The sequence below is a fragment of the Bradyrhizobium nivariense genome, assembly GCF_029846695.2.
Lineage (GTDB): Bacteria > Pseudomonadota > Alphaproteobacteria > Rhizobiales > Xanthobacteraceae > Bradyrhizobium.
This window is the reverse complement of sequence record NZ_JARWCR020000041.1, coordinates 44,413-66,852: the sequence shown is the minus strand read 5'-3', so window position 1 is coordinate 66,852 and position 22,440 is coordinate 44,413. Positions and strand designations below refer to the sequence as shown.

Genomic DNA, 22,440 nt, shown 5'->3' with positions numbered 1-22,440 from the left:
CAGATAATCCAACAATCGGCTGAAGCCCTCCATATTTGAAACTGCTCACGTCGCTAACACACCGACACGGAACGGGAGTGGCTTGCGATGAACGATGAAATTGTTGAGCTCGCCGGACGAAGGCCAAAAACCTTCGGACGGCGAAAGGTGACGCCGCGCGCCTGCGTGGCCGACGGCAAGCGCCATCTGCGCGCTTTTCTCGCGGACGTGCTGGAGGATCTCGGCTTCGTCACCACCGAATGCGCCAGCGCCGACGAGCTGCAAACCATACTGACGCGCGAATTGCCCGACCTGATCCTGCTCGGCATCGCCGCCGACGGCATCGAGCCCGGCACGTTTCTGGAGACGCTGGTGCGCGAGGCATTCGACGGCAAGGTTCTGGCCGTCGGCGCCCGCGAGTCGATCATCGTCAGGGCCGTGCAGCAGGTCGGCGAGGAATATGGCCTTGCGATGCTGCCGCCACTCACCACGCCCTTTGCCGCGGAGACGTTGCGCGAGCGCGTCGCGATGCTGCTGCCGGGGGAGCCGGCGCCGAGCCCGGCCGTGCATGTCGGCGAGGCCCTGCATGCCGGCTGGCTCGAGCTCTGGTACCAGCCCAAGATCGACGCGCGCACGCTGATCCGCAACGGCGCCGAGGCGCTGGTGCGGATGCGGCATCCGACCTGGGGCGTGGTGCCGCCGGCCTATTTCATCCCTGAAGAGCACGACCCGCATCTGCGCGACCTCTCCGAATTCGTGATCGAGCGCGCCATGCAGGACTGGCACTATCTGCTGGAGCAGCAGAGCCCGGTCGATCTCGCAATCAACCTGCCGGCGTCATATCTGAAGGAGCCGCAAGCCGTGCGCGATCTCTGCCGTCGCATGCCGACGCATCCGGCGTTCGGCGGTCTGACGATCGAGATCGACAGCGAGGAAGCGATCCGCGACCTCGATCTCCTCGTCGAGGTCGCCCGCGAAGTGCGCCTGCACAATATCGGCCTGTCGATCGACAATCTCGGCGCCAACTGGCCGTCGCTGATGGACCTCGGCAAAATTCCCTTCATCAAGCTGAAGGCCGACCGGCACTTCGTCACCGGCAGCGGCACTGATCGCCTCAAGCGCACGGTGTGCCGCCACATCGTCGAGCTTTCACATGGCTATGGCGTGCACGCCGTCGCCGAGGGCGTCGAGAGCCGCGCCGACCTCGTCGCCGCCAACGAGCTCGGCTTCGACCTCGTGCAGGGTTTTCTGTTCGGCAAGCCGATGCCGCTGAAGAAGTTTGCGCGGAGCACGTTAACGCGGACGGTGATGGGAGGCGAGTGAGGCGGCCTCAGGCAAACCGCCGCGCGAAGAAGACGCAGGCGACCACCAGCGCGGTCGCCGCAATCATGCTCCAGGCGACCGGTTCGTGCAGAAGCAGGCCGGCAAGCGCGAGGCCGAAGAACGGCTGGAGCTGCTGCAACTGGCCGACGCGGGCGATGCCGCCGATCGCAAGCCCGCGATACCAGAAGATGAAGCCGACAAACATGCTGAAGATCGAGACGTAGGCGAGCCCGATCCAGGCGGGCGCGCCGACGCCGCTCCAGGTCGACGGCCAGGTCAGGACCGCGACCGGCACCATCAGCGGCAGCGACAGCAGCAGCGCCCAGGAGATCACCTGCCAGCCGCCGAGGCGACGCGACAGCGCGGCGCCTTCGGCATAGCCGAGCCCGCACAGCACGATCGCCGCGACCATCAGCAGATCGCCGGTGAGCGACGCGGAGCCATCGTTGGAGAGGGCAAAGCCCGCCACCGTGGCGCTGCCGAGCACGGCGAACAGCCAGAACATCGGCTGCGGCCGCTCGCCGCCGCGCAGCACGCCGAAGATCGCGGTCGACAGCGGCAGCAGCCCGATGAAGACGATCGAATGCGCCGAGGTGATGTGCTGGAGCGCGAGCGCCGTCAGCAGCGGGAAGCCGACCACGACCCCGATGGCGACGATGGCGAGCGAGACGAGATCCTTGCGCGCCGGCCGCGCCTGACGGAGCAGGCCGAGCACGGCCACGCCGATCAGCGCCGCGATGAGCGCGCGCACCGAGGTCAGGAACAGCGCGGAGAAACCGCCCACCGCCACCCGCGTCGCCGGCAGCGAGCCGCTGAAGATGATGACGCCGAGAAGCCCGTTGCCCCAGCCGCTGCCGGAAGATTGCATGTTGGTCTCGTCTTGTGGGTGGTGATCCGATCTGGAGAGGCCAGCCGGGGTGGCGTGACGATTACCCTAGCCCTTCGACGACGGGTCAACAAAAAACTCGAAAACAACCCCATGCACAGTAGCCGGGGGCTGCAAGATCAATGGCTTACGCGGGGGCGGAATCGTCTACCCGTCGGGCAAAATTCGGAGAATGACGCACGCCGAATCGGTGCTGGAGCGCGTTATTGGCGACACTTCCTGGCTTCCCGCTTTCGGAGCGTCGTAGAGATAAGCGGCGATCGTAGTGTCGGGCGGGCTTCGGCTGACGTCGCGCGTGGTTTGACCCGTCGGGCAAAACAGGGGCATGATGCCATCATTGCAAGGCGTGTAGTTGGTGACCGAACGATTACGCCACTTTCCGGTAAGGCGCGAAGAACTCGCGGTCGATTTCCCAACTCAAGCTGGGTATTCTGTCAATGATCCGATTCTTCCGGCGTCCGCCGTCGCGGGAATAGACGCTAGTGCAGGCTGGCACTCTGCTTGGCCGCCCGCACTATGAGCACGCGCCGGCTTCGACCGGCATCCTCGATCTCGATTTCGTCTTCCTCGTTGAAGCCGAGGATCTGCTTTCCGAGCGTGGTCTCCGCGCCGACCAGTCCGTTCACCGGATCGTGCCGGTCGCGGCTCAAAACGAAGCTGCTCGTCTTGTTGTCATCGAGATACCGCACGACGATGCTGTCGCCGATCTTGATGCCACCATCGGGCGTATTTGCGGTCGCGCCGACCTCGTCCGGTATTGGCTTTACACCGGACTTCGCATCCGCGACGCGCTGCTCGGTGTAACGCTCCGGAAGATATTCGGCGGGAGCCGGCTGGATGCCGTTCGCGTCCAACATCTGGAAAAGGTCGGCCATGCAGCCATCTGGATCCACGGTGAAGCTGGACGCCCAGCAACGCCAGAAGCGCCAACCGACGCGTTCCAGCACGCGCTGTCTCGACATGTCGTCGGCCCAGCGCTCCGGGCCGTGGTACTGGTCGCCATCGCATTCGATCGCCAGCCGCCGATCGCCCACGCCTTCGACCACCAGGTCGATCTTGAAGCCCATGGCACCCAACTGCGGGATCACGCGATATCCACGGTCCAGGAGCCGACCGAGAATGGCCCGCTCGAAGTCGGAATCGCACAGAGATGCTAAATCACCCTTGGGACGCTGGCCGCCCTTCATGGGATCGCGGAAATGCCGAAGGACCTTGGTCTTCAAGTCCTCGGGCTTGAGTTCTTCCTCGCGGACGGATCTCACCAGGTAGAGCCGATCCCGTGCACGGGACATGGCGACGTTGAAGCGCTGCTCGAAGTGCAGGGCCGTCTGCGACTGCTTGTGCGTCGGATCCGCGACCATCGAAAGGAAGACGATGTCACGTTCGTTGCCCTGGAATGTCGCGCTGTCGCCGCATGCGATCCGGTGGCGCATATAGACTTCTTCGCCGACGGCATCGAGCAGCATCCGGTTGATCAGTGCTGCCTGCTTCGAGCCGATCAGGGAGATCACGCCGATGCTTCGCCAGCGATCGCCGTCGCCGAACTTCGAAAGCGCCGGACTCTCGATGATCTTGAAGACCTCCGACACGACTACCTCCGCCTCCCGGAGGTTGACCTTGTCGCCTGTGCGTTTGCCGTCGGGAACGTAGATGTCCACCAAGGGAGGATCGATGCGCTCATGGGTCGTCGGAATTCGCAGCGGGACGAGCGCTTCCGTGTAGAACTGCGTCGAGAACCGGATGATCGGCTCGACGCATCTGAAGTGCTCGCGCAGCATGACGAACTTGTCAGGAAACATCACCTTGGCGAGATCGTACAGAGACGCCCCCGGCAGCAGCAGCGTCTTGAATGGTTGATTGGTCAGGAACGTACGCTCCAGCCTTTCGATCTTCGCATTGTCGATGAAGGCCGCGCTCGGACTGACCTGCTTGTCATCTCCCACGACAAGGATCTTACGGCCACGGAGAAGGGCCGTCACCTCCTTGATGTCGGACTGCGATGCCTCGTCCATGATGACGAGATCGAAGGTGCCCAGCTCGCCTGGAAGCTGCTCGGCGACGCGCCAGGAAGGCATGATCCAGCACGGCACCCCGTCGTAGCAGGCTGCCATCGCCTTGCGGGCGTCGCGGCGATGGCGCATTGCACCTTTGCCAGTACCTTTGCCGACCTTTCTCAGGGCAGTCGCGAACATCATCAGGGCCGCGCGGACCTGGCCCGTCATCGAGCTCGCGAGTGCGTAGAAGGTGCGCTCGCGGACGAGCTGTTCGAAGCTCTTCGCCACCGTCGTTTCGAGCTTGGATCGTTCGATCGCGAGGCGGCCGACGTGGTCCCTTTGATTCAGCGATGACAAGTAGCCTTGAGCCGCGCCCCAGTCCCATGCTTGGCGCCAATCGGCGGGCATTTGGCGATCTTGCCCATCCAAGACAGCCTCGGTGCACAGCTTGGCGGCCCAGGCTGGTGCGCCGGCCGCCTCGATATCGTCCGCGCCTTCACGCAGCGTCTCGAAGTGTGAACGGTGACGGGCCAGATCATCGATCGCCTGCAGGAGCTTCGTCCAAGTCTCTTCCACACGCGCTTCCGGAAGGTCGCCGCGCCCGACCACCTCGTCCATGAACGACTTCGCCAGTCGACCGAACTTTCCCCCTCTTTCCCCGAAGAGCTCGGAGAGCCGCGCTACTTCCTGCCGGGCGGCGGCGAGCCGCACCGCCGCGACGGCGTTCCGGAGCGCCGTGCGGATGGCTCGCAGCCTGGCCTCATCGGGCCACAGTCCTGTCGTTTCGCCGATGGCCACGTCGCGGAGCTCGACCTGCAGGCTGTCATGGATTCTCGGGGCGAGAATGAGGGCACCCTCAAGCGCATCCGACAGTTCGGACAGCTGTCTAGGCGCTCCGATGCCCACGCCCTTGGCCGCGAGTTCTGGCGCCAGTCCGTTCCATTGCAGGCGCAGATCAGCGAACCGTCTGCGCCATGCCACATAATCGCGGACGTGCGACCACTCTTCAGGGCTCGACGGCGCACTTGACAGTATTCGGATGGCCTCGATCGCAGGCCGAAGAGCCTTCTCCTTGAAGGCGAACATACCGAAGATCTTGTCTCCGGCGGCGGCACGCGCGATCAAATCCTGCATTTCTGGAGACACGTCGTCCTGCACCGTGACCGGCTTCTGCAGATATCTGACGTGCTCCTCCACGACCGACTTTGCCTCCGGCAAGAACGACCGCAGCGCCAGCATCGCCGGGTCGTTTTCGTCGAATTGCGAGCCCGTGCAGATTGGCCGTAGGAACGGAAAACGCTCGAGATGACGGCAGGCCTCGACCAGAACGTCTAGCGCATCGGCCGCACGCTCGGCTTTCTTGAGAGCTTCGACGGAATGCAGCCGCAGAACAAGGGATGCGTCCTTCGCAGCTTCCGCGTTCAGTGCATCTGCACGCTGGATATCGCGGTGAAGATTGGCGAGCGCGCGGCCACTGGGCAGATCCGATATCGACGGCAGGTCGACGCGCAGATGCTCGACACGTGCGCCAAGCGCGAGCCTCGCTTCCCGGACCCGTGCGAAGTCGGCATCGGTGCACTTCGCGTCCGCCGCAAACACGTTCGGCCTATCGACGAACCATGAATACTTGTCACCGTTCGCGACGACGGCGGCGGCCAATTCGGCCGGCCGCAGGTCGCTTCCGGGGACAGATGAGAGCTGCTTCTCCGCGAACCTACCTATCTCGGCGTCGATCACGGCGATCCGATTGCGCATGCCAATGATCGCGGTTTCGAGATCGCCTATCAATCGAAGTTGTTCACCCGGGTGGATACTTTCGATGATAGATTGGAGCAGCCGAACTGCTCCCTCGAGCTGTTTGAAGCCCTCCTTTTCCGACGTCGTAATGCTGATCGCCAGATCGCGGACTTCTGCCGGCAATTGATCGCGAAGCACAGATAGTGCGGGCTCGCCATGGGATACGACGAGCACGCGGCGCCCGAGCGCCAGATAGTGACAGATGATGTTCGATATTGTGTGCGTCTTTCCGGTGCCCGGCGGACCCTGGACGACGACGCCGTCGTTCTTTTCCAGCCGCCTGACGATCTCGACCTGTTCGTCGTTGAACGGCTTCGGAAAGAAGAGGTCGCCTAGCGGCGCGGTCGGCTCTTCCGACGCCGCAGGGCCGGTCGCGCCTCCTAGGGAACTTGGCAGCGCACTCCAACGATTGGAATTGGACGGCGCCGGGCCCATCACCAACGTCCGTGACGGTCCCGGGAGGTTGGCGGGCGATACTTCGATTGCGCGCTTGAGATTCTCAATGTCTTGAAGAAGGAAGTTGTCGGATCGCTTCCGCGCCACCAACACCCAGCGGTCGGTGACGACGAGGTTCTGCGTCGCTGACGGCGGTGGCGCCGTCGGCTCGATGCGCTCGCTATCGGGAAGGTAGATGCCTTCCGGATCGAGCCTAGTCTGGCACGCACGCAAAACCAGTTCGAAGGTGTCGCGCTCGAACGGGCTTACGCCGACTTCATCGTCCGTCATCGCAAGCGCCCGGCGTGCAGCATCCTGCGCCGTGGGGACGCCGTCGATCTTCAATTCATCGTAGGGCCTCAGGTTCACGGTCGCCGGCGCTTGCCTGGGCCGAACCCGGATTGTGCCCGCAGCGCCTTCGTCGATCTCGATCTCGACCAGGCGCTCGATCAATGGAAGGTCGATCAACGTGCCTTCGAACATCCAGCGTGAAAGGCCGATCCCCCAGACCAGTTCGATCGCCTGTTCGGCGCCTCCCATCTCCGATAGCTGTGCGACCTCGAAAAGCTTCTGATAGAGCGCGATCGAGCGCCTTCGCGGCCTCTCGGCAACCGACCACGGTAGCCAAGACTGCGAGATGTAACCTTCGATCTCGTTGGCGATCTCGGGCCAGTCTTCCAACCGCAGTCTGATATCGAATTGGCCCTTTGCGCCAATCGCAAACGACTCGGCGCAATCCTCCGCGCGGGCCCGACCGGAGGCGACGAATTCATCGCACTCGGCCTTGCCGACTGTGATCAGCACATGGTCGCGCGTCACCGGCGTCTTGTCGGGATCCGGCGAAAGCTCGATCCATGGCGACAACCCATCGAGCGGCGCAGGTGGATTGTTCCGCTTCAGGCGCTCAGCGCTCAGCCAGATCGCGCCGTCGTCGTCGGTCAGATCGTGAGTTATGCCCGGAAGCGCGTGAAACTCATGTTCATGGAACGTGAAGGTCTGGCCATTGGCGAGGCGATACTCGGAAAGTCTGAACGTCGCTCGTTCGTCTAGCTTGATCACCTGTCCGACATAGTCGAGCAGTTCCGTAAGACGTTCGACGGGCGTCTCGTCAGTGCCGGCCTTGGCGTCTACCGGTCCCCTCAATAGTCGCCTCCATGAATACCGAGCACTTGTCCCCGATGCCCTTCATCTACCAGAGATAGTCGAAATCGGATCTGAATGACAATCTCGTCGCCAAGGCCGCTCAAGGGGGTTATTGGCGGGTGGCGCCATTCCGCGCGGATCAAACGTCCCATTTGCAAGATATTGACCCGGCGATGATGGCAATTTGGCCGGATAGCGGGTCTCCACCGCAGCACTCACCACCGAACCGAGAGGCTCTTGGACTGCCCTGCTTTTCTGGGTTTTCGCACGTCGCTGTTAGATGGCGGAGAGGGAGGGATTCGAACCCCCGATAGGCTTGCACCTATGCCGCATTTCGAGTGCGGTGCATTCGACCACTCTGCCACCTCTCCTGAAGGCGCCAAGTAAGGAGCAGGGCCCCTGTGGTTGGGGGCGTTAATAGGCGAGGATGGCGGGCCAGACAAGGCGCGAAAGGGGAAAATCCGCTGCCTCTTTCATCCCCTGTCCTCGAACCCCGTTCCGATGAATCGAAACGGGGCTCCAGATTCTTGTTTTGACGCGTTTTCTTGACGCGAACCGGTGTCCACTTCGCTCGAAAACGCTCTCGCCTTCAGGAGGAACTGCCATGGAGCATCTCACGATCAAGGCCAATGGTGCCGATTTCCACCTGGTCCGCACCGGCCGGGGCAAACCGCTGCTTTTGCTGCATGGTTGGCCGGAATTCTGGCTGACCTGGGAGCCGGTGATGGCGCGGCTGGCAGACCGTTTCATGTTGATCGCGCCCGACCTGCGCGGCTTTGGCGACAGCGACAAGCCGGAGGGGGCTTACGGGCCGGATGGCCACGCGGCGGACATGCTGGCGCTGATGGACGGGCTCGGCATCGAGCGATTCGCCGTGGTCGGCCATGATGTCGGCGGCGCCGTGATGCAGCCCTTGGGCAGGCAGGCGCCAGAGCGGCTCGCCGGACTGTTTTTCTTCGATTTCGTCTATCCCGGCATCGGGCCGCGCATGGCCGCGCCCGATCGGCTCAACCACATCTGGTACCAGTCCTTCCATCAGATGGAGATGGCCGAGCGACTCGTCGGAGCGAGCCGCGAAAGCTGCCGGCTCTATATCAGCCACTTCCTGAAAGGCTGGACGCATCGCAAGGACGCCTTCGACGACGTTCTCGACGCCTTCGCCGACAATTTCCTTGAGGAAGGCAATCTCGCCGGCGGCTTTGCGCATTATCGCGCGTCGCATGCCGGGCGCGTCGCGATGCTGAAGGGCGAAGCTCCAAAGCTGCCGCCGATCAACGTGCCGACCTGCGTGCGCTGGGCCGAGCACGATCCGCTGTTTCCCTACGCCTGGACCGACCGGCTGGGAGAGACATTTGGCAATGTCGATGTTGAGATGTTTCCGGACGTCGGACATTTCCCGCATCGGGAAGATCCGGATCGCGCGGCAACGGAGATCGCGGCGTTCTTTCAGCGCATCGGCTGGAGTTGAGCCCCAAAACCGGGGGTGGGACCGCCAGACGCGGTAAACACTGGCGGTCCCGTGCCGCTCATTGAAATACTGGCTGGGAAGGGCGGCTTCGCCGGCCAGGTGAGGCGACAATTCGACCGTAGCGTGCGCCGAGCGGCCCGCAACGCAATCCGGTCCTTAACCTAACCAGTCAAGGTTACTCCTTGTCGTTCTTGCCTTTTTTCTTGTTAGTTTCCTTGCCGTTCTCCGTGGAATCCCGGTCTTTTCCGTTATCTTTGCCTTGGCCGCCGTCCTTGCGGCGGTTGGTGAAGCGGGCATTGCCGAGCCCGGTGCCGATGGTGAGCACGCCCCAGCGGTCGACGTCCTGCATGAACGGCACCTCGGAGAGGCCCTGAACCACGCCGTCATTGTGCATCAGGATCGCGGTGTCGTGCTCGCCGATGACAGGGATGCCCTCGATCAGGCTCGCCGGCAGGTTGAACTTGCTGCTCTCCCAATTGCCCGGCAGGTTCTGCGCGCCCTTCTCGATGGAGCCGTCCTCGTTGATCACGCCGGGACAGGCGATGCCGATGAACGGCGCCAGCTTGAAGCCTTCTTCCTCGGCCTCGGTGATCAGCCCCTTCAGCATCTTCGTGAGCCCCTTCACCGCGCCTTCGCGCGTCGGCTCGTCGTCGGCATGGCGCCACAACTCGGACTTCACGACCTTGGCCTTCGACAGGTCTTTTGCCTTTTTCCAGCCCGTCTCCACTAGACCGCAGCGGATGTTGGTGCCGCCGATGTCGACGGCGAGGATGCTGTCATAGGCCTCGAAGATCCATGACGGCGCCAGATGCAGCGCGCCAAGCAGGCCGGCTTCATCAGGATGATGGCGGATCGGCATCAGGTCGATCTTGAGGTCCTCGGATTTCAGGATGATCTCGGTGCGCGCGATCGCGAGCTCGCCAAGCCGGGAATCGCGCAAACCGCCGCCGACCACGATCCGTTCGGTCTTGGCCCAGGCCTTGGACTTGAGGAAACGCCGCGTGACATAGGCGAGCTCCTGGGCAAACTCCTCGATCGCGCTGTGCACCACCGCGGAGGCCTCGGTGTCGTCGCCGATCAGGATGGCATCCAGCGTCTTCTTGCTGACGTTCTCCGAGGGCTCCTTGCCGAACGGGTCCTCGCCGGTCTTGCGCAGCGGCTTGCGCCAGCGCTCGAGGATCTCGCGGAACGCGCCCTTGCTGGCGCGGTCGCCGAGAAAACCGTCCTCGTCCTTCATCTCGATGTTGAAGCTGTCGACGTCCACCGAGGGCAGCCGCGCGGCGCCGTGGGTGGCGATGCCCGTGCTCTTGACCAGTTCGTCTGTTGCCATGGAAAGCCCTTGCCCGCGCGAGAATTCGCGTGAACAACGGCCCGGGAACCCGTTGGTTGCAGGGCGGGCCGAGATTCGGCTGCCGGGCTCGAATTCGACCCAAATGCTTCAGTTCCGGGCCGTTTTGCCCGGTTTTCCTTGACTCCCGGGAGCGAGCGGCTATAAATCCCGCAACCGGCGCGGGGCGTTTCTCGCGCCGCTTGTTTTTGCGTGGGTTTTCAAAGGGATAACTCCCGCCCGCACAAAACTCGCATAAACCCATACTCGCATAAACCCGTAGCGACTGACAAAAAGCCGGCCCCGACGTTATCAGTCGCGAGGCCGGGATTGAACACGAAGGAAAACAACGATGTTCGCAGTCATCAAAACCGGCGGCCGGCAATACCGCGTCGTTCCGGATGATGTCCTGGAAGTAGGCAAGATCGAAGGCGAAGTCGGCTCGATCGTGCAGCTCAATGAAGTTCTGCTGGTCGGCGGCGACACGCCGGTCCTGGGTCTGCCGACGGTCGCAGGCGCGTCCGTTGCGGTCGAGGTGCTCGACCACAAGCGCGGTCCCAAGGTCATCGCGTTCAAGAAGCGCCGCCGCAAGAACTCGCGCCGCAAGCGCGGCTATCGCGACGAGATCACGGTGCTGCGCATCTCGGAGATCCTGACGGACGGCGCCAAGCCCACCAAGGGGCCGCGGCCGAAGCGGGAAAAGGTCGCCAAGGAAACGGCAACCGAAGAGGCCGCCGCATAATTTGATCACGCGCCATCACGAATTGATGCGTGAGAAATTGTGAAATGATTCCGTCAAGGAATTGATCTAGAAATACTCAGGATTTCGGAGACGAGCCATGGCTCACAAAAAAGCAGGCGGTTCATCGCGCAACGGTCGCGATTCCAAAGGCAAGCGCCTCGGTATCAAGGCGTTCGGCGGGGAAGTTGTGATTCCCGGCAACATCATTGCGCGTCAGCGCGGCACCACCTGGCATCCCGGCCTTAATGTCGGCATGGGCACGGACCACACTTTGTTCGCCAAGGTCGAGGGTCGCGTAACGTTCCAGGCTAAAGCCAACGGCCGCACCTTCATCTCGGTGCTCCCGCTCGCAGAGGCGGCCGAATAGACGGTGGACCAAATTTGGAGTCCGCCGGGTCCCAGACCGAACCGGCGGAGTCCTTGAGATCATAGAGATCGAAGGCTCCAGGGGAGGCGGGAAACCGGCCTCCCCTTTCGTTTGACTTGCTCACTTTCCATTTGGTGACTTCGACGGAGCCGGACATGTTGCAGGATTTTTCGAGCACGACCTTGCAGGAGGCGAGACTGAGCGTCGTCGCCACCGAGCGGCTGACCTTGCGGCGGCCGACCCTGGCCGACGTCAGGACCATCGCCCTCCTCGCCAACGACCGTCGCGTCGCCGAAAACACCCGGCGCCTCCCCCATCCCTATTCGCAGGACGACGCCGTCGCATTCGTCCGCGCCACCGCCGCGCTCGGCAGCGAGACCGTGTTCCTGATCGAGCATGACAGCGGGCCGGTCGGCATGGTCGGCATCGACTGCTCCACGCCCGGCAATGCCGAGCTCGGCTATTGGCTCGGCGTCGAGCATTGGGGCCGGGGCTTTGCCACCGAAGCCGCGCGCGGCGCGATCGACTTCTTCTTCGAGGAGTTCGAGGACGATCATCTCTATGCAGGTGCGCGCGTCACCAACCCGGCCTCGCGCAAGGTGCTGGAGAAGTGCGGCTTCCAGTGGAGCGGCGTCCAGCTGCACCGCTTTCTGGCGCTGGGCTCGTCGACGCCCGTCGACTGCTTCCGCCTGTCACGTGGCGTGTGGGCGTCGCTGAAGAGCTGGAGCAGTGCGAGGCGCGTGAGGTAGGAGCTACGCCGGCGGATTCACCTCTCCGCCGGCGCGGCCGAGATCGCGCTCACGCAGATAGATATAGAACCCGGCGCCGATGATGATGGCGGCGCCGACAATGGTGGCGGCCTCGGGCACGTCGCCGAACACGACGAAGCCGAAGATCACGGCCCAGACGATCATCGAATATTGATAGGGCACGACGACGCTGGCCGGCGCCAGCTTGAGCGACCGGTTGACGCAGAACAGCGCGGTGACCGAGACGCACCCCGCCAGCGCGAAGATCGCGAGGCTGCCTGATGTCGGCGGCACCCAGTGGAACGCCGACAGCACAGCGCCCAGCGAAAACGTGCCGACGAATTGCGAGGACGCCATCACGATGTCTGGCGTCTTGCGCAGGCTGCGCGTGATCAGCATCAGCGTTGCAAACGACAGGCTGCCGCCAAGCGCAATCAGCGCCGGCAGGCTCGCCGTCTGTGCCGACGGCCGCAGCGCGATCAGCACGCCGCAGAAGCCGATCAGGATCGCCGTCCAGCGCCGCCAGCCGACCTTCTCGCCCAGGAAGATCGCCGACATCGCCGTGACGAAGATCGGGCCGGCGAGATAATAGGTGATGACGTCGGCGAGCGGCAGATAGACCGTCGCAAGGAAGAAGGCGGCTACTTCCAGCGTCGACAGCACCACGCGGAAGAGCTGGAGGCCCGGCCGCTCCAGATGCAGGAACTGGTGACGCTGCCGCCAGACCAGCGGCGACAGCAGCAGCAGCGCTGCGCAGGCGCGCAGGAACAGCAGCTGCCCCACCGAATAACTCCCGACCAGGAACTTGCCCATGGCATCGCCGAACGAGAACATGAAGATCGACAGCACCATGAGCGCAATGCCGGCAAGGCGCGCCGAGCGTTCGTCATAGGCCGAGAGATTTTTGAAAAGGGGCATTGGCGCGTTTTAATCGCGTGGGCGCGCCGGACAAGCCCGCCTCCAATGAATTGAACGCATTGTCGCACTCCGCGCCGCGCGATACGGATAATCTTTCGAATCCATCCTGATGGTGCAGCGCATGACCGACTTCGACCCGGCCCGGCATCGCATGATCCTCGCGCAACGCTGGTTTGAGGATTTCGTGGTCGGCGAGCGTTTTGTGCTGCCGAGCCGCACCCAGACGACGGCGGTGTTCGCGGCGTTCCAGACAGCCAGCGGCGACACCCATCCGGTGCATTACGATGTGGAGTATTGCCGCAGCCGCGGCATGCCGCATTTGCTGGCCCACGGTTTCCAGACGCTGATCCACACCGCACCCGGCGCGGGCCTGTTTCCGTTCATGGTCGAGGAATCCCTGGTCGGCTTCCTCGAGCAGTCGAGCCGATTCCTCAAACCGGTGTTCGCCGACGACACCATCTATCCCGCGCTCGAGGTCATCGAGCTGGTGCCGGGACGCTCGACCGGCGCGGTGACGCTCAAAAGCACCGTATTCAACCAGCGCAAGGAGCTGGTGCTGGAGGGCACGCAGAAATTCCTGATCCGGCGCCGGCCGCTCTGATGTCGTCTTGGACCTTGAACCTGATCTTGGGGTTAAGCACGGCCCCAAAATCGCGGAGATTCGGCCGATTTGCGGGTCAGCCCGGGTTGCCGCACGTGCCCGGCTGGCCTACCTATGGCCCATGAAATTCCTTGACGAAGCAAAGGTCTATATCCGCTCCGGTGACGGCGGGAACGGCTGTGTGGCGTTCCGCCGCGAAAAATTCATCGAATTCGGCGGTCCCTCCGGCGGCAATGGCGGCCGCGGCGGCAATGTCATCATCGAGGTCGCCGACGGGCTGAACACGCTGATCGACTATCGCTACCAGCAGCACTTCAAGGCCCAGAAGGGCGAGAACGGCGCAGGCTCGGACCGCCATGGCGCCAACGGCAAGGCGATCGTGCTGAAGGTTCCCATGGGCACGCAGATCTTCGACGAGGATCGCGAGACCATGATCCACGACTTCACCACTGTCGGCGAAAAATTCGTATTGGCCGAGGGCGGCAATGGCGGCTTCGGCAACGCGCATTTCAAAACCTCGACCAACCGCGCGCCGCGCAATGCCAATCCCGGCCAGCCTGGCGAAGAGCGCTGGATCTGGCTGCGGCTGAAGCTGATCGCGGATGCCGGCCTCGTCGGCCTGCCCAATGCCGGCAAATCCACCTTCCTCGCCAAGGTCAGCGCGGCCAAGCCGAAGATCGCCGACTATCCCTTCACCACGCTGCATCCGCAGCTCGGCGTCGTGGATGCCGACGGCCGCGAATTCGTGCTGGCGGACATCCCCGGTCTGATCGAAGGCGCGCATGAAGGTGTGGGTCTCGGCGACCGCTTCCTCGCCCATGTCGAGCGCTGCCGCGTGCTGCTGCATCTCGTCGATGCGACATGCGAGCATGCCGGCAAGGCCTACAAGACGGTGCGAACGGAGCTGGACGCCTATGCCGGGCAGCTCACCGACAAGATCGAGATCGTCGCGCTGAACAAGATCGACGCGGTCGAGCCGGACGAGCTCAAGAAGCAGAAGGACCGGCTGAAGCGCGCCGCCAAGAAGACGCCGCTGCTGCTCTCCGCCGTCACCGGCGATGGCGTGAAGGAAGCGTTGCGCGCGCTGGCGGACGTGATCGGCGAAAGCCCGGTCTCCGCCAAGGCGAAGAGCGCGGCCGAAGCGGAGCCGTGGTCGGTTTGACCCCCCTCCGTCGTCCCGGCGAAGGCCGGGACCCATAACCACCGAATGCGATTTGGCGAAGATTGGTCATTGCCATCTCACGCCATAACTTCTTCTGAGGAGTATGGGTCCCGGCCCCCGTGCGCAATTGCGCACCAGGCCGGGACGACGTTGGGAGAGGTTGTCTTCGCTAACGCGATAGCGCAGCATCGAACAATCAAGAAACGGCAGGGATGACGCATGGCGCGCGCGAAGAACGTTCTCTGGATCATGTGCGACCAGCTTCGCTATGACTATCTCGGCTGCACCGGCCATCCCACGCTGAAGACGCCGAACGTCGACGCCATGGCGAAGCGCGGCGTGCTCTTCAGCAAGGCCTATGTGCAGTCGCCGATCTGCGGCCCCTCGCGGATGTCGTTCTACACCGGGCGCTATATGCGCTCGCACGGCTCGCACTGGAATGGCTGGCCGCTACGCGTCGGCGAACCCACGCTCGGCGATCACCTCAAGAAGCTCGGCGTGCGCAACGTGCTGGTCGGCAAGACCCACATGGCGCCCGATCTCGAAGGCATGAAGGCGCTCGGCATCCCGCCGGAATCGGTGATCGGCGTGCACGTCGCCGAATGCGGGTTCGAGCCTTATGAGCGTGACGACGGCCTGCATCCGACCGGGAGGCCGCGCCCGAAATACGATGAGTATCTGCGCCAGCAGGGTTTTGAAGCGACCAATCCCTGGGAGCATTGGGCGAATTCAGGTGCAGCGGAGGACGGCTCGCTCCAAAACGGCTGGCTGCTCGTGCATGCCGACAAGGCCGCGCGCGTACCGGACGAACATTCCGAAACGCCCTACATGACGCGCCGCGCGATGGACTTCATCAGCGAGGCCGAAACCGACGGCAAGCCGTGGTGCCTGCATCTGTCCTACATCAAGCCGCACTGGCCCTACATCGCGCCCGAACCTTACGCCAGCATGTATTCGACGGATGACATGATTCCGGCGATCCGCTCCGAGCGCGAGCGCCAGAATCCGCATCCGGTGTTCGGCGCCTATATGGACATGCGCTACTCCCGCAACATGGTGCGCGACGATGCCCGCGAGAAGGTGATCCCGACCTATATGGGCCTGATCACCCAGATCGACGATCAGATGGGCGTGCTGATGAAATTTCTGGAGGAGCGCGACCTCGTGGACACGACCATGATCGTCTTCACCTCCGATCATGGCGATTATCTCGGCGATCACTGGATGGGCGAGAAGGACCTGTTCCACGAGCAGTCGGCGAAGATCCCCCTGATCATCATCGATCCTTCGAAGGAGGCCGACGCCACGCGCGGCACGCGCAGCGATGCGCTGGTCGAAGGCATCGATCTCGCGCCGACCTTCGTCGATTATTTCGGCGGCAAGGTGCCGGGCCACATCCTCGAAGGACGCTCGCTGCTGCCGCTGCTGCGCGGGCCAACGCCGCCGGATTGGCGCAAGGTCGCGTTCTCCGAATACGACTACGCGATGCAGGATGTAAGGCTGAAATTGAACCAGCCGATCGAGCGCTGCCGCCTGTTCATGGTGTTCGACGGCCGCTGGAAATACATCCACGCCTCCGGCTTCCGCCCGATGCTGTATGACCTGGAGACCGATCCGGAAGAATTTCTGGATCGCGGCGACGACCCGGAGTGCGCCGGCATCATCGCGCGGTTGCAGGCCGAATTGTTCGACTGGGCACTGCATCCCAACGACCACATCACCACCCCCCGCGAGAAGATCGCGAACTATGCCGACAACCAGCTCCAGGTGAAGGGCGGGATCTTGATCGGCGTCTGGGATGAGAAAGAGCTCGCCGCGATCAAGGACGGAATCGCGCAACGCGCGAAGATGTAAGACCCTCATGGTGAGGAGGCGCGAAAGCGCCGTCTCGAACCATGCAGGCCACCGCTGCTGCAGTCGGGCCTTTCATCCTTCGAGACGCGCGCAAGAGCGCACTCCTCAGGATGAGGGGATAGAGTGAGGCGCCCGGCTTAATTCTCGATCTTGTACCCCGTCGCCTTCACGACCGGTTGCCAGAACGCGGTGTTGGCGGCGAGCTCCTTCGTCAGACCTTCCGCGGTCGAGCCGACCGGGATCAAGCCGATCGCGGTGAGCTTTTCCTTCACCTCGGGCTTGGCGAGCGCGGCGCTCGCGGCTGCGCCGAGCTTGCTCGCGAATTCCGGCGGGCTGCCGGCGGGAAGCCACATGCCGTACCAGGCATCCGCGACGAGATCGATGCCGCTCTCCTTCAGCGTCGGCACATCTGGTGCAAAGGGCGAACGCTCCGCGCTCGAGACCGCGATGATCTTCACGCCCTTGGCGCGATGCTGCGGCAGCGCATCCGCCAATGTCGTGATGCCGAACGAGACATGGCCGCCGACGAGGTCGTTGAGGATCGGCGCGCTGCCGCGATAGGGCACGCGGGTCAGGGGAATGCCGAGATCCTTCTCGAGCTTGGAGCCCATGAAATGCGGGATGGTGCCGTTGCTGGGCACGCCGAACGACGTCTTGTCCGGATGCGCCTTCAGCCAGGCGACGAACCCCTTGAAATCGGCGGCATCGACCCCCGGTCCGATCACGAGCGCGAACTCGAACCGCGCCAGCAGCGACACCGGCATGAAATCCTTGGCCGCGTCGAAGCTCGGAGTCGTCTCCACCATCGGCAGCAGGTACATCGTGGGTCCGGTCGTCACCAGCACCATGCTGCCGTCGGGGCTGGACCCCTTCACCGCCTTGATGCCGATCAGGCCGTCACCGCCGGTGCGGTTCTCGACCACGATGGTCCGTTGCAGCGCCGGTGCCATTTCCTGGGCAATCAGCCGGCACAGCGTGTCGCCGCCGGCTCCGGCCGCAAACGGGAAGATCATTTTCGTCAGCCCGGCCTGCGCTTGCGACCCGCCCGCCTGCGCCAATAGCGGCAACCCGAGGCACCCGGCGATGAAGTTGCGGCGATCCATTGGTTTCCTCTTTGAGCCCATTATGGTTGACGACAATTAGAGCCAGACGGGCGTTCCGGACAAGCGCCGTTTACCGGGCCTGCCGCCTTGCGCCGGCCATCGTCCTGCTGCAAAAGCAGGCCTTACCGGCGCCGCTTATTTGCTCCGCCGGTACCCAGCCCGAGCAATCCGTCACACGCGCCAGCACATACACACATGGCCAGCCCCGAACTCAGTCAATTTCGTCGCATCGTCGTCAAGGTCGGCTCCGCGCTACTGGTCGATTCCGACAAGGGCGAGGTGCGGGCGTCCTGGCTTGCCGCGCTCGCCGACGACATGGCCAAGCTGCACCGCGAGGGCCGTGACGTGCTCGTCGTCTCCTCCGGTTCGATCGCGCTCGGCCGCAGCCGCCTGAAATTGCCGCGCGGCCCGCTGAAGCTGGAGGAGAGCCAGGCGGCGGCCGCCGTCGGTCAGATCGCGCTCGCCCGCATCTGGTCGGAGGTGCTCGGTGCCCACGGCATCGGCGCCGGCCAGATCCTGGTGACGCTCCAGGACACCGAGGAGCGCCGCCGCTATCTGAACGCGCGCTCCACTATCGGCAAGCTCCTGGAGTGGCGCGCGATCCCCGTGATCAACGAGAACGACACGGTTGCCACCAACGAGATCCGCTACGGCGACAACGACCGCCTCGCCGCGCGCGTCGCCACCATGGCGAGCGCCGATCTGCTGGTGCTGCTGTCTGATATCGACGGGCTCTACGACGCCCCGCCGAAGAACAACCCGAACGCCAAGCTCATTCCGGTCGTCGACAGCATCTCCTCGGAGATCGAGGCTGTCGCAGGCGAGGCCGAGTCCGAACTCTCCCGCGGCGGCATGCGCACCAAGGTCGAGGCGGCGAAGATCGCCACCACCGGCGGCACGCACATGTTGATCGCGTCCGGCAAGATCGAGCATCCGTTGCAGGCGATCGCCGACGGCGGCCGCTGCACCTGGTTCCTGACGCCGGCCAATCCCATCACCTCGCGAAAACGCTGGATCGCGGGCTCGCTGGAGCCGAAGGGCACATTGACGATCGACGCCGGCGCGGTCGCGGCGCTGCGCGCCGGCGCCAGCCTGCTGCCGGCCGGCGTGATCAAGGTCGAGGGCCAGTTCGCCCGCGGCGATGCCGTGATCGTGCGCGGCCCCGACACCAGCGAGGTCGGCCGCGGCCTGATCGCCTACGACGCCGACGATGCCGAGCGGATCAAGGGTCGCTCCTCCCCGGATGTCATGGCCATCCTCGGCATCAGCGGGAGGTCCGAGATGATCCACCGGGACGATCTGGTGATGGGTGGGTAAGGGCCACAGCGGTCCTTTTCCGAGAGACTTGGTAGGCCAAAGACCTAGCCCCCGCGCGGGCTGGACGGACCTGCCATACCCTCCCGCCCCTTCGCAGACGCGGGATTTCCGTGCTAGGACACAGCCTTAGCAGAAGGTTGAACTAGCTATGGCCGCCCCCCTCAAAGCCGTCGACGGCAATGCCGATCTTCAGGCGCTGATGACCGATCTCGGTACTCGTGCCCGCGCTGCCGCGCGCGTGCTGGCGCTGGCGCCGCCGGAGCAGAAGAACCGGGCGCTCGAGGCCATGGAGCGGGCAATCCGCAGCAATGCGACGGCGATCCTCGCCGCCAATGCCGAGGACGTCGCGGAGGCCCGCACCTCCGGCAATGCCACCTCCTCCTTCATCGACCGCCTGACGCTGACGCCGGCGCGGATCGAGGGCATGGCCGAGGGCATCGGCATTGTGCGCGGCATCGCCGATCCGGTCGGCATCGTCACCGAGAGCTGGCAACGGCCGAACGGCATGACCATCGAGCGCGTGCGCGTGCCGCTCGGCGTCGTTGGCGTGATCTTCGAGAGCCGGCCGAACGTTGCGGCGGACGCCGGCGTGCTCTGCCTGAAATCCGGCAATGCCGTGATCCTGCGCGGCGGCTCCGACAGTTTCCGTTCGTGCCGCGCGATCCATGAATGCCTCGTCCAGGGCCTGCGTGAAGCCGGCCTGCCGGAAGCTGCGATCACACTGGTGCCGACACGCGACCGCGCCGCTGTCGGCATGATGCTGTCGGGATTGAACGGCGCCGTCGACGTGATCGTGCCGCGCGGAGGCAAGAGCCTCGTCGCGCGCGTCGAGCAGGAAGCGCGCGTGCCGGTGTTCGCGCATCTCGAAGGCGTCAATCACGTCTACATCGACGGCAGCGCCGACCTCGCCATGGCGAAGTCGATCGTGCTCAACGCCAAGATGCGCCGCACCGGCGTCTGCGGCGCCGCCGAGACGCTGCTGGTCGATCGCGCTGCTGCTGGCAAAAATCTGAAGCCGCTGATCGAGATGCTGATCGAGGCGGGCTGCGAAGTGCGCGGCGACGTCGCCGTGCAGAAGACCGATGCGCGCGTGAAACCCGCGAGCGAGGACGATTGGGACACTGAATATCTCGACGCGATCATCGCGGCGAAGGTGGTGGACGGCGTCGACGGCGCCATCGCGCATATCCAGAACCACGGCTCGCACCACACCGATGCGATCGTGAGCGCGGACGAGACCGCTGCGAAAAAATTCCTGAGCGAGGTCGATTCCGCGATCGTGCTGCACAACGCCTCGACGCAGTTCGCCGACGGCGGCGAGTTCGGCTTCGGCGCCGAGATCGGCATCGCCACCGGCAGATTCCATGCTCGCGGCCCGGTTGGCGCCGAGCAGCTGACGAGTTTCAAGTATCGCGTTCACGGCACCGGGCAGACGCGGCCGTAAACGACGCAGGGCGCGGGGCATTGAGCAACAATTTCGTCGCGCCACGTTTCTTCGCGCAGGCCATACCAACCCACACCTCGGGCATGCGCATCGGCCTGCTCGGCGGCTCGTTCAATCCGCCGCACCAGGCCCATCGCGCGATCAGCCAGTTCGCGCTGAAACGCCTCCAGCTCGATCGCGTGTGGTGGTTGGTGACGCCAGGCAATCCGCTGAAGGAGAACGGCACGCTGCATGAGCTCGGCGCGCGCATGCAGGCGGCGCGCGACGTTGCCGACGACCCGCGGATCGAGGTGAGCTGTCTCGAATCCGTCATTCGCACGCGCTACACTATCGACACGATCAACACCCTGCGCCGCCGTCTCAGCGGCTTGCGCTTTGTCTGGATCATGGGCGCCGACAACCTCGCTCAATTCCATCGTTGGCAGCACTGGCGGCGCATCGCCGACCAGGTGCCGATTGCGGTCATCGATCGCCCACCGCAGAGTTTTCGTGCCCTCGCCTCTCCCGCCGCCCAGGCGCTAGCCCGCTACCGCCTGCCCGAGAATGAGGCGGCAAGGCTTGCGGACCGGGCCGCGCCGGCCTGGGTCTTCCTGACAGGAATGAAGCTGAATCTCTCTTCGACCGGCCTACGGAACCCGGACGGAAGCTGGAAAGGTACGAAGTGAGTCAGAACTGCGCGGGGTGGTGTGAACTTTGGACTCTCTGGCATATTGAAACCCTTAACCCCACATGATGTAGTGTAACCAGTGAGTGCCGGATTCGGCGTTCGCGATACAGTGAAAGGAATGGTCCCTGACCACATCTGTATTGTCCAAGTCTGTTTTACCCAAGGTGGCGAAACCGGCGCGTAAAACATCGACCAAAGCTGCGGCCTTGACGGCGCAACCCGACGCCGACAAGACGCTGAGCCTGATCCTCTCCCGCCTCGACGACATGAAGGCGGAAGAGACGGTCACCATCGACCTTCGCGGCAAATCGGCCTACTCCGACTACATGATCGTCACCACCGGCCGGGTGAACCGGCACGTCGGCGCGATCGCGGAGAACGTCGCCAAGGGCCTCAAGGAAAACGGCATCAAGAACATCCACGTCGAGGGCTTGCCCAATTGCGACTGGGTGCTGATCGATTCCGGCGATGTGATCGTGCACGTGTTCAGACCCGAGGTCCGTGAGTTCTACAATCTCGAGAGATTGTACACGCAGGGCCCAGGGGCGGCGAAGGCGATCTAGGCTCATAGAGCCGATTTCGAATCGGCTGACGCGCATGCTAGCGTCGTGCGCGCGCATATTGCGCGCGGTCTTGAAAACGCGACCCTGAAGATATCATGCGTGTTGCTGTCATTGCGGTGGGCCGGCTGAAGCAGGGCCCCGAACGGGAGCTTGCCGACCGCTATTTCGAGCGGTTCGACGAGGCCGGCCGCAAGCTCGGATTCCGCGAGCTCACGATCCACGAATTGCCCGAAAGCCGCGCGCGCGATGCGGCGACGCGGATGGCCGAAGAGGCCGCGGCGATCTCCGCGCATATTCCGGAGAAATCGATCCTGGTGGCGCTGGACGAGCGCGGCCAGAATCTAGATTCGACCGTATTCGCACGGCATCTCGGGCGCTGGCGCGACGAGGGTGCCGGTCATACTATCTTCATGATCGGAGGGGCGGACGGACTTTCGCCCGAATTGCGCCGTAAGGCCAAGCTCGCGATCGCGTTCGGCTCTGCGACCTGGCCGCATCAAATGGTCCGCGTCATGCTTCTGGAACAGCTTTATCGGGCCGCCACCATTCTGGCCGGCCACCCCTATCACCGCGCGTGAACCGCGCCACAACGAGCACCTTT

The 22,440-nt window shown here is 63.8% G+C and carries 19 protein-coding genes and 1 tRNA gene; 14 read left to right on the top strand and 6 right to left on the bottom strand.

What is annotated here, in order from left to right:
* Positions 1–87 precede the first annotated feature (87 nt).
* Positions 88–1,302: an EAL domain-containing response regulator gene (locus QCM77_RS28345; RefSeq protein WP_279685802.1), complete on the top strand. Its 1,215-nt coding sequence runs from the start codon at positions 88–90 to the stop codon at positions 1,300–1,302.
* Between the two features lie 7 nt (positions 1,303–1,309).
* On the opposite strand, the gene QCM77_RS28340 is transcribed toward QCM77_RS28345, so the two are convergent.
* A complete protein-coding gene (locus QCM77_RS28340) occupies positions 1,310–2,170 on the bottom strand; it encodes a DMT family transporter (RefSeq protein ID WP_279685800.1) in 861 nt (286 codons plus the stop codon).
* Positions 2,171–2,667: 497 nt separating this feature from the next.
* Positions 2,668–6,867, bottom strand: a complete 4,200-nt coding sequence (locus QCM77_RS28335; RefSeq protein WP_279685799.1) for a PDDEXK-like endonuclease domain-containing protein — start codon at positions 6,865–6,867, stop codon at positions 2,668–2,670.
* Positions 6,868–7,113: 246 nt separating this feature from the next.
* Between QCM77_RS28335 and QCM77_RS28330 the strand changes: the two genes are divergently transcribed.
* Entirely contained in the window at positions 7,114–7,464 is a 351-nt protein-coding gene (locus QCM77_RS28330) for a hypothetical protein (protein ID WP_279685797.1), read from the top strand.
* Positions 7,465–7,838: 374 nt separating this feature from the next.
* Here QCM77_RS28330 and QCM77_RS28325 read toward each other — a convergent pair.
* A tRNA-Ser gene (locus QCM77_RS28325) sits at positions 7,839–7,928 on the bottom strand.
* A 233-nt stretch (positions 7,929–8,161) separates the two neighbouring features.
* On the opposite strand from QCM77_RS28325, the gene QCM77_RS28320 reads away from it, so the two are divergent.
* The gene (locus QCM77_RS28320; RefSeq protein WP_279685795.1) at positions 8,162–9,025 is read left to right on the top strand and encodes an alpha/beta fold hydrolase; all 864 of its coding nucleotides are present in this window, start codon (positions 8,162–8,164) and stop codon (positions 9,023–9,025) included.
* Positions 9,026–9,200: 175 nt separating this feature from the next.
* Here the strand turns inward: QCM77_RS28320 and QCM77_RS28315 are convergent, their stop codons facing one another.
* Complete coding sequence (locus tag QCM77_RS28315) at positions 9,201–10,355, bottom strand: ROK family protein (protein ID WP_279685794.1); 1,155 nt, start codon at positions 10,353–10,355, stop codon at positions 9,201–9,203.
* A gap of 349 nt (positions 10,356–10,704) precedes the next feature.
* Here QCM77_RS28315 and rplU point away from each other — a divergent pair, with 349 nt between their 5' ends.
* The 3 genes from rplU to QCM77_RS28300 all read left to right on the top strand — a co-directional run bounded on the left by rplU (position 10,705) and on the right by QCM77_RS28300 (position 12,210).
* A complete protein-coding gene (rplU, locus tag QCM77_RS28310) occupies positions 10,705–11,094 on the top strand; it encodes a 50S ribosomal protein L21 (protein WP_279685793.1) in 390 nt (129 codons plus the stop codon).
* A gap of 97 nt (positions 11,095–11,191) precedes the next feature.
* On the top strand, positions 11,192–11,461 hold the full coding sequence (gene rpmA, locus QCM77_RS28305) for a 50S ribosomal protein L27 (RefSeq protein ID WP_007598923.1): 270 nt from the start codon (positions 11,192–11,194) through the stop codon (positions 11,459–11,461).
* 155 nt (positions 11,462–11,616) lie between these two features.
* The gene (locus tag QCM77_RS28300; protein ID WP_279669159.1) at positions 11,617–12,210 is read left to right on the top strand and encodes a GNAT family N-acetyltransferase; all 594 of its coding nucleotides are present in this window, start codon (positions 11,617–11,619) and stop codon (positions 12,208–12,210) included.
* Between the two features lie 3 nt (positions 12,211–12,213).
* Here the strand turns inward: QCM77_RS28300 and QCM77_RS28295 are convergent, their stop codons facing one another.
* Entirely contained in the window at positions 12,214–13,128 is a 915-nt protein-coding gene (locus tag QCM77_RS28295; protein WP_279669158.1) for a DMT family transporter, read from the bottom strand.
* A gap of 121 nt (positions 13,129–13,249) precedes the next feature.
* On the opposite strand from QCM77_RS28295, the gene QCM77_RS28290 reads away from it, so the two are divergent.
* The 3 genes from QCM77_RS28290 (at position 13,250) to QCM77_RS28280 (ending at position 16,745) form a co-directional block, all read left to right on the top strand.
* Positions 13,250–13,729: a MaoC family dehydratase gene (locus tag QCM77_RS28290; RefSeq protein ID WP_279685791.1), complete on the top strand. Its 480-nt coding sequence runs from the start codon at positions 13,250–13,252 to the stop codon at positions 13,727–13,729.
* Between the two features lie 121 nt (positions 13,730–13,850).
* The gene (gene obgE, locus QCM77_RS28285; RefSeq protein ID WP_279669156.1) at positions 13,851–14,891 is read left to right on the top strand and encodes a GTPase ObgE; all 1,041 of its coding nucleotides are present in this window, start codon (positions 13,851–13,853) and stop codon (positions 14,889–14,891) included.
* A gap of 219 nt (positions 14,892–15,110) precedes the next feature.
* Positions 15,111–16,745, top strand: a complete 1,635-nt coding sequence (locus QCM77_RS28280; RefSeq protein WP_279685789.1) for an alkaline phosphatase family protein — start codon at positions 15,111–15,113, stop codon at positions 16,743–16,745.
* 137 nt (positions 16,746–16,882) lie between these two features.
* Here QCM77_RS28280 and QCM77_RS28275 read toward each other — a convergent pair whose 3' ends face one another.
* Positions 16,883–17,848 carry a Bug family tripartite tricarboxylate transporter substrate binding protein gene (locus tag QCM77_RS28275; RefSeq protein ID WP_279668883.1) on the bottom strand — a complete coding sequence of 322 codons (966 nt, stop codon included), beginning with the start codon at positions 17,846–17,848 and terminating at the stop codon, positions 16,883–16,885.
* Between the two features lie 195 nt (positions 17,849–18,043).
* On the opposite strand from QCM77_RS28275, the gene proB reads away from it, so the two are divergent.
* The 5 genes from proB to rlmH all read left to right on the top strand — a co-directional run bounded on the left by proB (position 18,044) and on the right by rlmH (position 22,417).
* Positions 18,044–19,165, top strand: coding sequence for a glutamate 5-kinase (proB, locus tag QCM77_RS28270; RefSeq protein ID WP_279668884.1), 1,122 nt, complete (start codon positions 18,044–18,046; stop codon positions 19,163–19,165).
* Between the two features lie 148 nt (positions 19,166–19,313).
* Positions 19,314–20,609, top strand: a complete 1,296-nt coding sequence (locus QCM77_RS28265) for a glutamate-5-semialdehyde dehydrogenase (protein ID WP_279685788.1) — start codon at positions 19,314–19,316, stop codon at positions 20,607–20,609.
* A 20-nt stretch (positions 20,610–20,629) separates the two neighbouring features.
* Complete coding sequence (locus QCM77_RS28260) at positions 20,630–21,274, top strand: nicotinate-nucleotide adenylyltransferase (protein ID WP_279668886.1); 645 nt, start codon at positions 20,630–20,632, stop codon at positions 21,272–21,274.
* Between the two features lie 208 nt (positions 21,275–21,482).
* Positions 21,483–21,839, top strand: a complete 357-nt coding sequence (gene rsfS, locus QCM77_RS28255) for a ribosome silencing factor (protein ID WP_279668887.1) — start codon at positions 21,483–21,485, stop codon at positions 21,837–21,839.
* Between the two features lie 95 nt (positions 21,840–21,934).
* Positions 21,935–22,417 (top strand): 23S rRNA (pseudouridine(1915)-N(3))-methyltransferase RlmH, encoded by a 483-nt coding sequence (rlmH, locus tag QCM77_RS28250; RefSeq protein ID WP_279668888.1) that lies wholly within the window; start codon positions 21,935–21,937, stop codon positions 22,415–22,417.
* Positions 22,418–22,440 lie beyond the last annotated feature (23 nt).

What these genes read in the sequence shown, in the direction of transcription:
- QCM77_RS28320 (WP_279685795.1), top strand. Translation starts at nt 8,162, where the DNA reads ATGGAGCATCTCACGATCAAGGCCAATGGTGCCGATTTCCACCTGGTC.
- QCM77_RS28340 (WP_279685800.1), bottom strand. Translation starts at nt 2,170, where the DNA reads ATGCAATCTTCCGGCAGCGGCTGGGGCAACGGGCTTCTCGGCGTCATC.
- obgE (WP_279669156.1), top strand. Translation starts at nt 13,851, where the DNA reads ATGAAATTCCTTGACGAAGCAAAGGTCTATATCCGCTCCGGTGACGGC.
- rplU (WP_279685793.1), top strand. Translation starts at nt 10,705, where the DNA reads ATGTTCGCAGTCATCAAAACCGGCGGCCGGCAATACCGCGTCGTTCCG.
- QCM77_RS28265 (WP_279685788.1), top strand. Translation starts at nt 19,314, where the DNA reads ATGGCCGCCCCCCTCAAAGCCGTCGACGGCAATGCCGATCTTCAGGCG.
- QCM77_RS28315 (WP_279685794.1), bottom strand. Translation starts at nt 10,355, where the DNA reads ATGGCAACAGACGAACTGGTCAAGAGCACGGGCATCGCCACCCACGGC.
- proB (WP_279668884.1), top strand. Translation starts at nt 18,044, where the DNA reads ATGGCCAGCCCCGAACTCAGTCAATTTCGTCGCATCGTCGTCAAGGTC.
- QCM77_RS28280 (WP_279685789.1), top strand. Translation starts at nt 15,111, where the DNA reads ATGGCGCGCGCGAAGAACGTTCTCTGGATCATGTGCGACCAGCTTCGC.
- rlmH (WP_279668888.1), top strand. Translation starts at nt 21,935, where the DNA reads ATGCGTGTTGCTGTCATTGCGGTGGGCCGGCTGAAGCAGGGCCCCGAA.
- QCM77_RS28295 (WP_279669158.1), bottom strand. Translation starts at nt 13,128, where the DNA reads ATGCCCCTTTTCAAAAATCTCTCGGCCTATGACGAACGCTCGGCGCGC.
- QCM77_RS28300 (WP_279669159.1), top strand. Translation starts at nt 11,617, where the DNA reads ATGTTGCAGGATTTTTCGAGCACGACCTTGCAGGAGGCGAGACTGAGC.
- QCM77_RS28345 (WP_279685802.1), top strand. Translation starts at nt 88, where the DNA reads ATGAACGATGAAATTGTTGAGCTCGCCGGACGAAGGCCAAAAACCTTC.
- QCM77_RS28275 (WP_279668883.1), bottom strand. Translation starts at nt 17,848, where the DNA reads ATGGATCGCCGCAACTTCATCGCCGGGTGCCTCGGGTTGCCGCTATTG.
- QCM77_RS28290 (WP_279685791.1), top strand. Translation starts at nt 13,250, where the DNA reads ATGACCGACTTCGACCCGGCCCGGCATCGCATGATCCTCGCGCAACGC.
- rpmA (WP_007598923.1), top strand. Translation starts at nt 11,192, where the DNA reads ATGGCTCACAAAAAAGCAGGCGGTTCATCGCGCAACGGTCGCGATTCC.